Source organism: Colwellia sp. 6M3 (assembly GCF_014077595.1).
Lineage (GTDB): Bacteria > Pseudomonadota > Gammaproteobacteria > Enterobacterales > Alteromonadaceae > Cognaticolwellia.
Map to the genome: position 1 here is coordinate 18,784 of NZ_JACGWF010000013.1, position 16,328 is coordinate 35,111.

The 16,328-nt window shown below is 38.5% G+C and carries 13 protein-coding genes; 4 read left to right on the forward strand and 9 right to left on the reverse strand.

The features are described 5' to 3' along the window. Window positions 1-79: 79 nt before the first annotated feature. The 3 genes from H4J50_RS04705 to H4J50_RS04715 are packed head-to-tail and all read right to left on the reverse strand — an operon-like array spanning window position 80 to window position 3,106. Window positions 80-817 (reverse strand): SDR family NAD(P)-dependent oxidoreductase, encoded by a 738-nt coding sequence (locus H4J50_RS04705; RefSeq protein ID WP_182254752.1) that lies wholly within the window; start codon window positions 815-817, stop codon window positions 80-82. A gap of 25 nt (window positions 818-842) precedes the next feature. After that, window positions 843-2,261 (reverse strand): aldehyde dehydrogenase family protein, encoded by a 1,419-nt coding sequence (locus H4J50_RS04710; protein ID WP_182254754.1) that lies wholly within the window; start codon window positions 2,259-2,261, stop codon window positions 843-845. Between the two features lie 50 nt (window positions 2,262-2,311). After that, window positions 2,312-3,106, reverse strand: coding sequence for a gamma-glutamyl-gamma-aminobutyrate hydrolase family protein (locus tag H4J50_RS04715; protein ID WP_220466099.1), 795 nt, complete (start codon window positions 3,104-3,106; stop codon window positions 2,312-2,314). A 149-nt stretch (window positions 3,107-3,255) separates the two neighbouring features. On the opposite strand from H4J50_RS04715, the gene H4J50_RS04720 reads away from it, so the two are divergent. Next, window positions 3,256-4,620, forward strand: a complete 1,365-nt coding sequence (locus tag H4J50_RS04720) for an aminotransferase (RefSeq protein ID WP_182254758.1) — start codon at window positions 3,256-3,258, stop codon at window positions 4,618-4,620. A 194-nt stretch (window positions 4,621-4,814) separates the two neighbouring features. Next, window positions 4,815-5,633 (forward strand): helix-turn-helix transcriptional regulator, encoded by an 819-nt coding sequence (locus H4J50_RS04725; protein ID WP_108455709.1) that lies wholly within the window; start codon window positions 4,815-4,817, stop codon window positions 5,631-5,633. 34 nt (window positions 5,634-5,667) lie between these two features. Here H4J50_RS04725 and H4J50_RS04730 read toward each other — a convergent pair whose 3' ends face one another. Then, window positions 5,668-7,014, reverse strand: a complete 1,347-nt coding sequence (locus tag H4J50_RS04730; RefSeq protein ID WP_108455710.1) for a glutamine synthetase family protein — start codon at window positions 7,012-7,014, stop codon at window positions 5,668-5,670. 88 nt (window positions 7,015-7,102) lie between these two features. Then, on the reverse strand, window positions 7,103-9,391 hold the full coding sequence (locus H4J50_RS04735) for a TonB-dependent receptor (protein WP_108455711.1): 2,289 nt from the start codon (window positions 9,389-9,391) through the stop codon (window positions 7,103-7,105). A gap of 365 nt (window positions 9,392-9,756) precedes the next feature. Between H4J50_RS04735 and H4J50_RS04740 the strand changes: the two genes are divergently transcribed. Then, complete coding sequence (locus H4J50_RS04740) at window positions 9,757-11,142, forward strand: APC family permease (protein WP_182254760.1); 1,386 nt, start codon at window positions 9,757-9,759, stop codon at window positions 11,140-11,142. Between the two features lie 194 nt (window positions 11,143-11,336). Here the strand turns inward: H4J50_RS04740 and H4J50_RS04745 are convergent, their stop codons facing one another. Then, on the reverse strand, window positions 11,337-12,551 hold the full coding sequence (locus H4J50_RS04745; protein WP_182254762.1) for a CaiB/BaiF CoA-transferase family protein: 1,215 nt from the start codon (window positions 12,549-12,551) through the stop codon (window positions 11,337-11,339). After that, a complete protein-coding gene (locus H4J50_RS04750; protein ID WP_182254766.1) occupies window positions 12,551-13,732 on the reverse strand; it encodes an acyl-CoA dehydrogenase in 1,182 nt (393 codons plus the stop codon). Before H4J50_RS04750 ends, H4J50_RS04745 begins: the two co-directional genes overlap by 1 nt. A gap of 145 nt (window positions 13,733-13,877) precedes the next feature. On the opposite strand from H4J50_RS04750, the gene H4J50_RS04755 reads away from it, so the two are divergent. Beyond that, a complete protein-coding gene (locus H4J50_RS04755; protein ID WP_182254768.1) occupies window positions 13,878-14,759 on the forward strand; it encodes a LysR family transcriptional regulator in 882 nt (293 codons plus the stop codon). Window positions 14,760-15,021: 262 nt separating this feature from the next. Here the strand turns inward: H4J50_RS04755 and H4J50_RS04760 are convergent, their stop codons facing one another. Further along, complete coding sequence (locus H4J50_RS04760; RefSeq protein WP_182254769.1) at window positions 15,022-15,441, reverse strand: VOC family protein; 420 nt, start codon at window positions 15,439-15,441, stop codon at window positions 15,022-15,024. Window positions 15,442-15,658: 217 nt separating this feature from the next. Further along, window positions 15,659-16,321, reverse strand: a complete 663-nt coding sequence (gene nth, locus H4J50_RS04765; RefSeq protein ID WP_182254770.1) for an endonuclease III — start codon at window positions 16,319-16,321, stop codon at window positions 15,659-15,661. Window positions 16,322-16,328 lie beyond the last annotated feature (7 nt).

The following is a 16,328-nucleotide window of genomic DNA, read 5'->3' on the forward strand; positions in this document are numbered from 1 at the left end:
CACCAGGCTAAAGTTAAGGAGTAAACTTAACTCACCATGGTGTTATTAATGTTTAGACTTATTATTGTCGATTAATATCTTACGCGGTATTTCCACCGTCAATTGAAATAGCGGTGCCGGTAATTTGTGCTGCACAGTCTGAAGCAAGGTAGAGGCATAATGCTGCAACTTCGTCAGGTTGCGTAATACGACCCGTTAAACTGTCTGCATTGTTATCAACCATGGCTGTTTTATAATCAATACCTCGTTGAGCTGATTCAATTTCTAGCATGGGGGTATCAACATCTCCAGGACAAATAGCATTAATGCGTATTTTATCTTTTGCATGATCAATCGCCATCGCTTTAGTTAGTAATACCAAGCCCCCTTTACTCGCACAGTAAGCAGCGGCCAATTCACCACCTTTTAAGCCCCAGTCTGACGCTATATTTAAAATGGTACCGCCATTTTCGGTCATATGAGGAATTGCCGCTCGAGATAAATAAAATGGCGCATTCAAGTTAACTGATATGGTATCTAGCCATTGACTATCAGACGTATCAGTTGCCGTTGAGCGATAAATAATACCGGCACAATTTATTAGTACATCTATGCGGCCAAAACTGGCAAGGGTAAATTTAATCAATGCGTTACAAGCTGCACTTTGTGCTATATCACCAGTCCACATAACCGAATTAGGTAAAGTACTTGCTAAGGAGCTAAGACGCGCCTCATTTCTACCCGCAAGAACAATGTTAAAGCCTTGCTGGTGAAATTTGAGTGCAGCCGCGGCCCCAATGCCTGAACTTGCGCCAGTAATAACGACAACTTTAGTCATAATATGATCCAAAATCTGCGATTATCTAACTACTAATAGATTTAGTTTCTAGGAAATCCTCAAAACCAAACTCACCCCATTCACGGCCATTGCCTGATTGTTTGAAACCGCCAAAAGGTGAAGTATAAATATGAGACGCACCATTAATACAAATCATACCTGCACGTATTTTCCTTGCTACATTTTGTGCTCGCTCAGGGTTGCCTGACTGAATAAAAGCAGCTAAACCGTATGGAGTATCGTTGGCAATTTTAATCGCTTCGGCTTCATCGGCATAAGGGATCATCACTAACACGGGACCAAATATTTCTTCTTGAGCAATAGTCATATCGTTAGTGACATCGCTAAAAATAGTCGGTTTAGTATAATATCCTGTGTCAAAACCTTCAGGTTTACCAACGCCTCCGGCAAGTAATGTTGCACCTTCATCAATGCCTGCTTGGATCATAGCTTGAACCTTTTCAAAATGACCTTCGCTCACTAAAGGACCAATATGATTACCATGCTCAGCAGGGTTCCCCACTTTGACTTTAGCTACGGTTGCTTTGGCTACTTCGAGCGCTTGTTGATACTTACTTGCCGGCACTAACATACGCGTAGGCGCATTACATGATTGACCCGTGTTACTCATACAATGTAATACACCTTTTTTTACCACTTTATCGATATCAGCATCGTCTAAAATGATATTAGGTGATTTACCGCCTAGCTCTTGTGCGACACGCTTAACAGTATCTGCAGCAGACTTAGCAATAGCAATGCCGGCTCGAGTAGAACCGGTAAATGAAACCATATCGATGTCTTTGTGCGCAGAAATGGCTGAACCAACACCCATGCCGTCACCATTTACCATATTGTAAACGCCAGCAGGATAACCAGCATCATGTATCATTTGGGTAAATAATTGTGCCGATAATGGCGCAATTTCACTGGGTTTAAGGATCATGGTACAACCTGTTGCAAGTGCCGGCGCAACTTTACAAGCGATTTGGTTAATAGGCCAATTCCACGGAGTAATAAACCCACACACGCCTACAGGTTCTTTAACAATTTGTGCATTGCCCAAAGTACGTGAAAATTCAAATTCTTTTAACGCAGCTAAAGTTGACTCAATGTGACCTTTACCACAGTCGGCTTGTGCGTTTGTAGAGAAATCGATAGGAGCGCCCATTTCTAATGAAATAGCATGTGCCATTGCGTCATAGTTATCCATGTATTGTTTTAACAGCGATTCTAGTAATGAAATTCGCTCTTCTACGCTACTGAAGCCAAAAGTTGCAAAGGCATTTTTAGCAGCGGCAACGGCTAAATCTACATCTTGACTTGAACCAAGCGAAATAATGGCAATCTCTTGTTCAGTTGCAGGGTTAATTACAGCAAAGTCTTTTGCAGTTAATGGGTTAACCCATTGACCATTAATATAAAATTGACGAAGGTCTTTCATGTAAATCTCCAAAATTTAATTATATGTATATGAATGATTATCTCTAAGCATCACATTGATTTATTATTTTTTTCTTTGAATCTTTGGTTTATCGCTGCGCCAAAAGCGGAGAATAAACTGCTTGATAACTTGTCTTGCTGATACTGCCACTCGGGGTGCCATTGTACACCAACAACAAAATTTCCATTTTCATTACAACTAATCGCTTCAACTAAGCCATCGGGTGCTAAAGCTTCAACTTTTAAACCTTTGCCCAAGGTTTTAATGCCTTGTCCATGTAATGAGTTCACCGTATGGGTGGTGGCACCTAATATGTTTGCCAAAACGCCATCTGTGGTTAAGGTTACTTGATGTGCAGGAGCATATTGTTCATCACGTGTGCCTTTTTTGTTTTCTCGATGCTCAATAAATTGTTCATGATGGAACAAGCACTGATGAAGTTCTCCTCCCATTGCCACATTGAGTTCTTGCATACCACGACATACCGCAAGTAAAGGAATACCTTTTGCAATCGCAAGTTTGATTAAAGGTAAGCTTGAACCATCTCTTTGTTTATCGTGGCTTTCGGGGGTTGCTGATGCTTCTGTGCCGTAATGATGAGGTTCAACGTTTGAAGGACTACCAGGAAAGAATACACCGTCAAGTTGTTCGAAAAAGTCAGCATCAAAAAACTCAGTTAAAGATTCAAGATCTTGGGCTGCAGGTTGCGCCGGAATTAAAATAGGAATTGCATTCGCCCCGTGGGCAATGGCATTAATATATTTTTCTCCTACGCCGTGAAAGCCATTAAGACCATTTTTTATCACATCACAAACAATTCCAATTACCGGTTTTTTAAAATTCACCTTCTTTTTTCTCCTCATACAACTCTTTTGGGGTAATCCAATCGTGTGGATTTTATGTGAAACTATTAAACATGAAGAGAGCAAATGCGGCTATAACCCAATAGTGTAGCCAACAAATTCGAGCATTTTATTATATAAAGAGAATAGTTATGAGCAGTAACAATACAACACTAAATACGTTAGATAAAACACATTTTTTACATCCTTTTACTGACTTTAAAGAATATAAAGCAACAGCTACTGCAATTTACACTAAAGCTGAGCATATCTATATTTATAATGAGCAAGGTGATCAGTTAATTGATGGTATGTCTGGGCTGTGGTGTTGTAATTTAGGTTATAGCCAACCGAAAATTAACGAAGCTATTAGTAATCAATTAAATAGCTTACCTTTTTATAATAGTTTCTTTCAGTGTACGACTGATGTAACGGTACAAATGGCTAAAGCGTTGGTTGATATTTCTCCAGCACAGTTTAATCATGTGTTTTTTACTAACTCAGGTTCTGAAGCAAACGATACCAACATACGTTTAGTGCACCGTTACTACGACTTACTCGGCAAGCCAAGCAAGAAAATATTCATTAGTCGTCATGGTGCTTATCACGGTTCAACTATTGCTGCCGGTTCGCTAGGTGGCTTTAGTGGCATGCATAAACAATACACCGGCCTTAGTTATGTTGAGCATATTGGCCAACCTAACTGGTTTACTGAAGGTGGCGATATGGATAAAGCTGAATTCGGTATTAAAGTTGCTCAAGAACTAGCTGCTAAAATTGATGAGCTTGGTGAAGAAAATGTGGCGGCGTTTATTGCTGAACCTATTCAAGGGGCTGGCGGTGTTATTGTACCGCCAGAAACCTACTGGCCAGAAATATCACGCATTTGTAAAGAGCGTGATATTTTATTAATCAGCGATGAAGTTATTTGTGGTTTTGGTCGCACCGGTGATTGGTTTGGCGCACAAACTTTTGGCTACGAACCTGATTTAATGACGTTTGCAAAAGCTGTTACTAATGGGTATCAACCTCTAGGTGGCGTGATGGTAAGTGATAAAGTCGCTGATGTATTAGCGGCTGACGGTGGAGAGTTTACGCATGGTTTTACTTACTCAGGTCATCCGGCCGCTTGTGCTGCAGGTATCGCCACCATCGACATTCTTAAAAATGACAAAGTAATTGAAAATGCAGCAGCTGATATCATGCCATATTTTCAAGCACAACTTCGCACGTTAGCGGATCACCCCATTGTTGGTGAAGTACGTGGTATGGGTATGGTTGCAGCCTTAGAAATTGCTAAAAACAACTCAGCTAAAGAACGATTAGCCCCCGATTGTGCTGGCGGAGCTATGGTGAAAACACATGCCATTAACCATGGCTTAATGGTGCGCTCAGTAGGTGATGCCATTGTAACTGCACCGCCAATGGTATGTACTCGAGCAGAAATTGACTTGTTAATTGCTCGTTTGACTATAGCACTAGATTACACAGCGAAACATTACGGTATAAAAACTTAATTAATAGAAACAAAACAACAAGAAAAAGTCAGACTATTTTAGTCTGACTTTTTTGTTTTATTACAGGAAAAATACCAAAGTGAAGTTTATTGTTAATAACTGTTATAACGTACATATTATGACTTGCGCTTTAGTATTATATTCATAACAATGGTATCCATAAGCAGGTATCTAATTAAAAGTATTAAAATATTATGTCTTACATTGCAAAGATTGCTGAAGTTTCCTCGAGCTGGATCGATAGTTTAACAGAACCTGACTTTTCGAAAAAACTCGCTGCAGGATTGAAGCAACTTGTAGAGAGTAATGATGTAACCATTATATTATTTAGACATTCAGGTTTACCTACCCTTGAATACTTTGACGACCCGAAAAAGGGCGGTAGTAATAATATCGATTTATTTGTCAAAGGTGCTTTTTTAATCGACCCATTTTACTTAATGGCAACCCAGAAAAAGCAACGTGGTTTTTTTCATTTTAAAACCATAATGCCTTCAGGCTTTAAACAAACTGAGTTTTATCGTACTTGGTACTGTAATTCAGGTCTTAATGATGAAGTGGGCTACCTTATTTCATTGCCTAATAATGACTTTATCAATATTTCCTTGGGGCGCACTGGCGGGCTGAAAAACTTTTCAAAAAAAGAATTAACATTATTAGCCGATATTTTCCCATTGATAGAAAAAGTTTGTCAGCAACATTGGCAACAAATATTGGTTAGTGATGATTCTTCAAATATCAGGGTTAGAATGCAACATGCTTTAGATCACTTTGGGGCTTCGATTCTAACGCAAAGAGAAAAACAAGTTGTGCACCTAATTTTACATGGCCACACCACTAAAACTGTTTCTGAAGAATTAAATATTGTAGTTGAAACGGTAAAGTTACATCGAAAGCATGCTTATGCCAAACTTGATATTAACTCTCAATCTGAATTGTTTTACTTATTTATTGACTCATTAATGAGTGAAGAAGAGTATGCTAAAGGTGATCCGCTAACTAATTATATGTAATTAGCGAGCGGATATGGCTTATTTTCATAAGAAGTTACAAGTAAGTTTCGTATTCAAGTGTTGTTATTTTAGTCGTAAACTCTTCCAATTCTTGCTCTTTAGTCGTGGTGAACACCCGCTGAAATTCTGCTCCAAAGTATTCTTCGATAAACTTTGAATGTTTAAAGTGCTCAATTGACTCTAACCATGTGCTAGGTAAGCTTGGTTTAATCTGAGTATAGGCGTTTCCTGTAATTGGCTCAGGAGCCGCGAGTTTATTTTCTATACCATATAACATACCTGCAATAATCGCTGTAGCGACTAAATATGGATTTGCGTCTGCGCCAGCAACTCTATGCTCTATACGCATGGCTTTATGGTCTCCGGCCGGTACTCTTAGAGCTACCGTGCGGTTTTCATAACCCCAAGTTGGGGTCATAGGCACATGTGAGCCTTCTTTAAAACGGCGGTATGAATTTAAATGCGGTGCAAAAATTAGCATACAATCTTCTAACGTTGCTAAACAACCGGCAATAGCATGTTGCAGTAATTCATTACCTTCATCTGTATCGTTGTCAAAAGCATTGTTACCGTCTTTATCGAGTAAACTACAATGCATATGCATGCCGTTGCCAGATAAGTCGGCGAATGGTTTAGCCATGAATGATGCTCGCAAATCTAATTGCTGTGCTACGCCTTTAATCGCACGCTGAAGCATTAAGGCTTGATCAGCCGCTACTAGCGCATCAGGTTGATGATATAAGTTAATTTCATATTGTGAAGGCGCTGCTTCAGTGATCAATGTATCAATGGGCAAGTTTTGCGCTTGAGCAGCGTCACGCACGCCGTGCATAAAATCACTCATATCTTGCATGCATTCTAAACCATAGGTTTGACCTGCATTAACACCAGAAGAACTTAGTTGGCTATGAACGGGTTGGCCTAGCTCATCATTCTCGTTCTCAAATAGACTAAATTCCATTTCAAAAGCGGGCATTGCCGATAAACTGAGTTTGTCAAAGCGCTGCATAATGTTTTTTAAAATATTACGGACATCGTATGCACAAGGCGTGTTGTCAAAGTTATTCAACGACATCAAAATTTGCGCGGTTGGTCTACTTAACCAAGGCACTGTTGAAAGTGTACGTATGTCTGTAATACAAACACCATCTTCATCGCCACTTTGGTAAACCCAACTACTAGGGTCACGGCCCCAGATATCAAAAGCAATGGCAGTTAATGGTAATTTAAGACCACCTTTAATGACTTTTTTGATGTTTTTTCTTTCTATCCATTTACCTCTTAGTTTACCGTTTATATCAGGAAGAATAACTTCAAAAATTTCAATAGCAGGGTGGTCTTTGAGAAATTCATTTAGAATTTCAGCATCACTTAAAGACATAATTATCTCTGTAAAATAGAGGTTAAATAAAATTTAACCTAGAAAAAAAGCCCCTAGAGCAAACCCTAGGGGAGTCAACGAAGTGAGTTTAGAAGGTCATGTCAAAGCTAACACCAACGGTGCGAGGTTTAGCTGGCCAAACAAATGTATTCACTAAACCAAAGCCATTTTTGTTATCGGCATCAGCATTTTCCCAACCACGTTCATAGTAGTCAGCATCGGTAACGTTATCTATGTATAAGCTTACTGACCAATCGTCATTGCTTTCATACATGGCACGTAAACCAAGCTCATTCCAGCTATCAACTTTAGCTGTTTCATAGTTACCTGGGCCACCATAGATTTCACTTTGGAAAACCCATTTGGCCATCAAGGTTACTATACCATCATCCATGTAATGAAAATAAGACGTAACCACAGAGCCACTTAATTCAGGCGCCATTGGTAATTTATTACCTAACGTTCCGTCACCAGCTTCAATTTCTTTGGTTATTTCACTGTCCATCCAAGCGCCCGCTATACGGAAATCCCAATTGTCAGTCGGTGTCCAATGCATATCAGCTTCGATACCATGGTTTTTTGCTTCACCAACGTTTTTAACAAGCTGTGAACCGCTTTCAAAAATGATCATTTGTAAGTCTTGATAATCATAGGTGAAATAAGCAAGGTTTAGTTGCATTGAATTATCTAGCAACATCATTTTACTACCAATTTCATAGCTGGTTGTTGTTTCAGGTTCAAAGGCAAGCGGTTCACTGCCAGCAGCTAATGGGCCACCGTATTCTTGTGAACCATCATTCATAATACCAAAAGTAGAGTAACCACCTGATTTGTAACCTTTAGCCGCATTGGCGTATAAATTGATTTTGTCAGTTAATTCGTAAACAGCGGCAATACGTGGGGTAAAATCTGACCAAGTATCTTTTGCTTGAACCGGGCCGTCTGTGTACCATTCAAACACAAAAGTATTACCTAATGCACCACCTGAATCTAATACCTCAATGCTCATATCTTTTGTATCACTGGTGTAACGAGCACCTACTGTTAAGTCAAGTTTTTCAGTGGCTTGCCAAGTAATATCACCGTAAACAGACCAACCTGTGTTCTTTAAAATATCTATATTAGTTTCAGGTTTGTTAGTCAGTAAGTCTGCGGGGTCAATATCATCTTCCCAATAGGTTTCCCAGTTTACGTCATCACAACCTGCCGCAGGGCCATCGAAGTCTGCAGAATCGGTTAGAGAAACCGCTTTACATAAAGCGTCTTCATCGTAAGAGTTAATAAAAGTTGCATCAATATCTTCTTGATAAACACTCGCGCCAATAAACCAATTAATACTACCATCACCTTGATAATTTAATCTTAATTCTTGGCTGGCATAATCAACGGTTTGATCTTGTCCGTAGTTATTAATTAGCTCGGGTTGTGCGTCAAAATCTTCCAAATAAGCAAAGTCATACGTCTTGTAACCCGTAATAGAGGTTAATAAATATTCATCAGACAAGGTAAATTCGACATTGGCTTGCAGTGAAAGTATTTCACCACGGTCATATCCTTTACCTTTGCCGTAATCTATATTGACTTTATCTTTAGCTACTGCACTGACTTCAGTCCAATATACCGAAGGGTCTTGCTCTCTATCTTCATAAGTTGCGCGAAAAACAGCATCGATATCATCACCTTCGTAGCGCAGTGACAAACGTGTAGAACTAATTTCACTACCACCAAGATCACCACCACCAGCAACATTTTCTAACCATGCGCCTTTAGAAACAAAATTTCCTGCCGCACGAAAGTACCAGTTTTCAGATAAAGGGATATTTACCATCCCGGTTATTTCTTGGGTATCATACTGAGCAACAGTGACACCAACTTTAGCTTCAAAGTCAGAGATAGGTTTGTTGGTGGTAATATTAATACCGCCTGCTATTGCATTTCGACCGAATAAAGTCCCTTGTGGACCTTTTACTACTTCAGCACGTTCCATATCGTAAAATGACATTTGAACACCGCCATTACGACCGGCCCACAAACCATCAGTAAAAATAGCGACTGATGGATCACCACCAATACCAAAATCATTTGTGCCTATGCCACGAATAGAAAGTGCATCAATAAAACTGTCTTCTGTTTTACCGTTAAAACCAGGGGTTAAATCTACTAAGCCTCGAACATCTTCAATACGAAGTTGGTCCATCATATCGCCATTAAAGGCTGATACGGCAACCGGTACGTCTTGCACAGACTGTGTACGTTTTTGTACTTTAACTTCAATAACTTCTATTTCACTAGCCACTGCATTATTTAAGCCTAATGCTAAAAACAATGGCGACAGTTTAAATAAACTGGGGGCGATGAGCTCGGGTTTTAGATTCATAATTTAGCCTATAATAGTGTTGTTTATATTTCTCTGCGTCACCAAGGGTGATAGCGTGATACAGGTTGTTTAATATTGTTATTATTTTTTGCTTTTATTTTATGCAAAATTAGAATAGTTAATTTACATATATCGGAACATACCCCTATCAGGTTAGAGTGATTTTGATTCAAAAATCACAGTGGAAAAATTTACCCTTATTAAGTGAGTCAATATCCCCCTATAGGGGTAAATTAATCGTAACTTTTTTATGTAAGACTGAATGACATACTAAATATAATAATATGATTAATCGGTTAGGCTATCGAATACTAAGTTCAAGATAACCGAGATAACTCATTAACTTGATAAAAGAGAACACCTTGATGACAAAAAAAATATTAGGAAAGAAAGATCTAGTTCTTTTTACCGTATCAGCCATTCTGCTTTTAGATACTTTAGCTTCAGCCGCCTCAGTTGGAGTATCTAGCATTTTTTGGTGGTTATTTCTTAGCGTAGTATTTTTTATTCCTTTCGCGCTGATCAGTGCTGAAATGTCATGTTCATACCCTGCACAAGGTGGCATATACGCATGGGTTAAAACTGCTTATGGTAGTCGTTGGGCTGCAAGAGCTTCCTGGAGTTACTGGATTAACACCGCGGTGTGGATCCCCGCTATTTCTATTCTGTTTGCCGGTATATTTAAGCAAATGTTTTTTCCAGACTTAAGCCTTTATGGCCAAATAGGTATTGGACTTTTACTGACTTGGATTACTGTTTTAGTAAATATAGTGAGTTTAGATGTCGGTAAATTGATACCAGATACTGGCGCTATTTTCAAAATAATCATTTTTATTGTGATTATTGTTGGTGCCTTTAACTATGTTGATGAACATGGCATGGCGAATGATTTTACAATAGCTGCGCTTAAACCTGATTGGCAAGCAAGCTTTCAATATATTCCAGCTATTATTTACGGCATGTTAGGTTTTGAATTAGTCAGTGCTAGTAGTGAAGAAATGAAAGACCCCGCGAGAGATATGCCAAAAGCGGTACTCATTTCAGCTTTAATTATTATTGTGCTTTACATGTTAGGCACTGTCGCTATGTTAGCCGCTATTCCTGCTCAAGATATAAATCTTGTTGAAGGATTAATGGACACATTATATCTTTTATTTGGTCAATCAACGGCTGGAAAAACCTTCGCGATGGCACTAGGGGTTATGGCATTGTTTACCTTTTTCTCAAATGGTGTTACATGGGCATTAGGGTGTAATCGTGCTGCTGCAGAGGCTGCAAAAACTGGTGAGTTACCCGCTATTTTCGGCTTAGCAAGTAAAAAAACAGGTACACCTTTAGGGGCTAGTATTATGATGGGATTAGTGAGTACAGGTACAATCGTGCTTTACGGCTTTCTATCTGGATCGAATGAAGATTTATTCTGGTCATTATTTGCTTTTAGCGCGGTTATTTTTATGTTGCCATATATCGGCATGCTACTCGCATTTGTTAAAGCTCGTGTAGAACATCCAAATCATTCTCGCCCATATAAAATACCTGGTGGATTATTCTTTGCACGTTTAGCAGCTTATTCATGTATAGCAGTTTTAAGCTTTGCGATTGTGTTATTTATCTATTCCCCTGAAGAAGGTATGCAATGGTCAGTGTTTATTGGTGTTGTCGTGACACTTATCATTGGTGAATTAGCCATAAATTCGGCTGAAAAGACAAAAGCTGATACAAAAGAGAAGTTAGAACTGGTTAACGATTAATAAAATTAAATAATAATTTAATAATCAAGATATAGACCAACTTAATATTAAGTTGGTCTTTTTGTATCATCAGATTAATTAGTCAAACGGGTATTACATTTAGGTATTCTTTGCTCGCTATAGTGATTATCAATTTCCTTACTGATGTATCTATACTCTTACTCTCAGGTAGCATTTAACTTGAAGATAATGAGTTAGCTAACAGTCGCATTAGAAAAAAGTTTTTTAATGTTTTCCTCACTATATTTAAGCAGTGAAGATAAAACCTGATGGCTATGTTGGCCTAAGTCAGGTGAAGCACTGTTATATTGTAAAGGTGTCGCAGAAAGATTAATGGGCGATGCAATTGTATTGATTAATTCGCCTTGTTGATTGGCTACTTGCCTAACCATTGCACGATGTTTAACTTGTGGGTGATCAAAAACCTGCGCTAGGGTATTAACCGGGCCACAAGGTACTGCAACAGACTCAAGTTGCTTAATCCACCAGTTTGTAGAATACGAGGCGAGTTTGGTGGCGAGAATAGGGATCAGCTTTTTACGGTTAATTACACGTTGAGCATTGGTAGCAAACAAAGTATTTTCTGAAAGCTCTAAACAATGAGCCACCTGACAAAACTTAACAAATTGACTGTCATTGCCAATGGCTAGAATAATACTGCCATCTTGCGTCGCAAAGGTTTGGTAGGGCACAATATTTGGGTGTCCATTACCCAGTCTATCTGGGTTTTTCCCTGTAGCTAAATAGTTCATACCTTGATTAGCTAATGTCGCTACTTGTACGTCTAGTAGGGCAATATCAATATGCTGACCTTCATTGCTTTGATGACGAGCCATAAGTGCCGCCAAAATAGCATTACAACTGTACAAACCTGTCATAACGTCGACTAGTGCAACACCAACTTTCATCGGCATTCCATCAGGTTCGCCAGTTAAGCTCATCAAGCCACCTTCACCTTGGATCATGGCATCGTAACCGGCTTTATGGGCACTTGGGCCGCTTTGTCCAAAACCTGTAATAGAGCAATAAACTAAACCAGGATTAAGCGCTTTTACACTTTGATAATCTAAACCATACTTAGCCAGTCCACCAACTTTATAGTTTTCAATTAATACATCAGCTTGAGCAATTAAATCTTTAATTACTTGTTGACCTTGTTGCTGAGTTATATCAATAGCAATCGATTGTTTATTGCGATTTACACAGTGAAAATAAGCGGCTTGTGGCGGCTGTTTTTCGTCAGCTTCTTTTATAAAAGGAGGGCCCCAAAAGCGCGTATCATCACCTTTTTGAGGGCGTTCTACTTTAATAACTTCAGCGCCCATATCAGCTAACATTTGTGAAGCCCAAGGGCCCGCTAAAATGCGACTTAAATCGACAACTTTGATGTTCCCCAATGCGCTAGTCATTAGCAAAAAGCCTGATAACCTGTGATAGCACGGCCTAAAATAAGGGCGTGAATATCATGCGTACCTTCGTAAGTGTTAACGGCTTCTAGATTGATCATATGGCGAATTACGCCAAACTCATCACTAATACCATTACCACCGTGCATATCTCGAGCAACACGAGCAATATCAAGCGATTTACCACAGTTATTACGTTTTAATAATGAAATGAGTTCAACCGGACATTGATCTACATCCATTAAACGACCCATTTGCAAACACCCTTGTAATCCAAGTGATATTTCAGTTTGCATATCTGCTAGCTTTTTCTGAATTAATTGGTTTGAAGCCAAAGGACGACCAAATTGGTGGCGATCTACACTGTAAGTTCTTGCCGAATGAAAACAAAACTCTGCTGCACCTAGCGAGCCCCAAGCAATACCATAACGTGCTTTATTTAAACAACCAAAAGGTCCGGCTAAACCGCTAATTTCAGGGAACATGTTTTCATCAGGCACAAAGACGTTATCCATAACAATTTCGCCTGTTATTGAGGCACGTAATGAAAATTTACCTTCTATTTTAGGGGCAGATAAACCAGCCATACCTTTTTCAAGTACAAAGCCTCGAATTTTACGATCGAGTTTTGCCCAAACGACAAAAACATCGGCAATAGGTGAGTTTGTGATCCACATTTTATTGCCTGTAATACGATATCCGCCGTCGACTTTGGTTGCGTGAGTTGTCATAGAGGCTGGATCACTACCAGAATTAGGCTCAGTTAAACCAAAACAGCCAACCCATTCACCTGAAGCGAGTTTCGGTAAATACTTCATGCGTTGCTCTTCTGTGCCGTACGCATATATTGGGTGCATAACAAGAGATGATTGCACACTCATTGCACTGCGGTAACCACTGTCTACACGCTCTACTTCTCGTGCAATTAAGCCATAACTTACATAATTGATTTCACTACCGCCATACTTAGCAGGCAAAGTAGCCCCCAATAGGCCTAATTGACCTAATTCAGACATAATTTCACGATCAAAATGTTCATGTCTATTGGCTTCAAGTACTCGAGGAAGTAGCTTCTCTTGGCAGTAATCAAATGCCGTATCACGGATCATTCGCTCTTCTTCAGTAAGTTGGCTGTCTATTGACATAGGATCTTGCCAATTAAATGGTGATAATGTTTGTTTCATTCGTTTGCCCTGTAGAGTGTGTTAATGCAATAACCGTTTTAATTTATGGACTTACTCTATCCTTAATTTAAAAATAAATATAATATATAGTTTTTATATTTTCTATAACTTTTATTTATGGGTTTTGTTTGTTGCTGGGGATGATATGAATTTAAAGCGTCTTGAATATTTTTGTCAATTAGCCTTATTAGGGAACTTTACCCGCGCGGCACTTAAAATTGGTATTGCACAACCTGCGTTGACAATAGCTATTCAAAAGTTAGAACATGAGGTTGGACTTAAATTAATTAACCGTGCAGAAAAAAATGCTTTACTCACTGCTGAAGGAGAGGTGCTATACAAGCTAGCTACTGAATTATTAAATCAAGCTAAACAAGTAGAGTTAACTTTAGAAGATTTAAAAAACCTTGAACAGGGCACTATAAGGTTTGGCGTTTCCGCTATGATGGGCTCTTATTATTTTCCAAAAGTTTTAACAGAATTCAAACAAAAGTACCCAAAAATAAAAATTCAACTAATTGATCAAGGCACAGCAGCACTAGAAAAAATGTTACAGAACGGTGAGCTTGATTTAGCGTTAATACGGGGTGATTTAGAAAACCCACAACTGCGTTACACTGAGTTAATTAATGAAGAAATTGTTGCGGGTATGTCAAATTTACACCCATTAGCTTTAGAGCAAACCATTTCGCTTGAACAGTTCTGTCAGCAACCTTTGGTATTATTTCATGAAGGCTATTTTTTACGTGAGGTGGTAAGTCAATATGCAAAAGAGCATCACTTAGATTTAGATGTTCGCATGGAAACTAATCTCATTGAATTACAAAAGTCATTGGTGCGTAATGAAGTGGGTGTCACAACTTGTTTATCACGTATTTTACATAACGAACAAATGATGACCTCCGTTCCCTTTGAGCCTAACATTGAATTTAAGTTGAGTTTAGCTTGGAAAAAGAGTCACTCATTATCAAATGCCAGTAAAGCTTTTATGAGTTTTTTAAGCTCAACACTTGAACCGTTAACATAGCTATAAAAGCGCTTTAATCTTTAGAAGGATACAGGGTGATCTGATATTTTTAGGTAGGCTTTAACTAAAAACCCAAGTGAAATAACATAACTTGGGTATTAGTTACTAACTATGGAAAGTGAGCTGAAACAGGTAAATTATCGCTTTATTGTTATTAAAAATAGAGTGATGCAAAGCTAAAATAAGCTATTTTTAAAGTACTTATTAATTAACATTTATCACGTAACAAGCAATACGCACTGCAATAAACAAGGCAATAAATTTACCAGTTACCTGAGTTCTCCATGCTTAACCAAGGTTCTCTTGGAGCCAGTTTTTCGCCTTTTTGAAGTAGTTCAATTGAAATGTTATCAGGTGATTTAACAAAAGCCATATGGCCACAACGAGGTGGTCTATTAATGGTAATACCTGCAGCCATTAGTTTTTCACATAAAGCATAAATATCGTCAACTTCAAAGGCTAAATGACCAAAGTTTCGACCAACAGTGTACTCTTCTTCTGAGCCCCAATTATGAGTAAGCTCTATTTCAGCAGCACCGGGTTCGGTTGCTAAAAAAATTAAACTAAACTCGCCTTTAGGCACATCTACTCGTCGAGTTTCGATTAAACCTAAATGCTTTATATAAAAATCTAATGATTTATCTAGGTCTCTAACACGAACCATTGAGTGTAAAAATTTCATCGTTTAATCATCCTTTTAACTTTAAAAAATATTCTATCGTATATCTGCATTAAACATAGCTTTTATGCAATATTAATACACTGATATGCATTAATAGCTGATGCTTAGCTAATTCATTGGGTACAAATTTGATCTTTGTTTGACTTTACACTTCAATTTACAAATGTCTTTAAATAGTAATTTATTAAGCGATAGTAAAAATATTTCGAGTCAATTATCAGTCTTCAGTTTTATCTTTGAAGTCGCATAAATCTTCAAGAATACAAGAGCCACAGCGAGGCTTTCTTGCTACACACGTATAGCGACCATGAAGTATGAGCCAATGATGCAAGTTAAAGAAAAATTCAGTTTTTCTTGGTGTGTGTTTGACAATGTTTTGCTCTGTTTCTTCAACTGTTTTGCCTTTAGCGTAACCGGTGCGGTTAGCGACTCGCTGAATATGGGTATCAACCGCAATAAAGTATTTACCTTCATTATCTTTTAGCCAACCAAAAGCGGTATTTAGTACCACATTGGCAGTTTTTCTACCAACGCCGGGTAAGGACTCAAGGGCAGCTCTGTTTTCAGGAACTTCACCATTGTGCAAGTCTATTAACATTTGACAGGTTTTAAGCGTATTAACCGCTTTAGTGTTAAACAAGCCAATGGTTTTAATGTATGACTTTAAACCGTCTAAACCAAGATCAAGTAATGCTTGTGGTGTGTTAGCTATCGGATAAAGTTTATCCGTCGCTTTATTCACACTTACATCCGTGGCTTGAGCTGATAATAAAACCGCGATTAGTAGCTCAAATGGGCTAGAAAAATTTAGCTCAGTTGTTGGATTTGGGTTGTTATCCCTTAACCGAGATAACATGTCTATTCGCTTTTCTTTATTCATCGGTTTT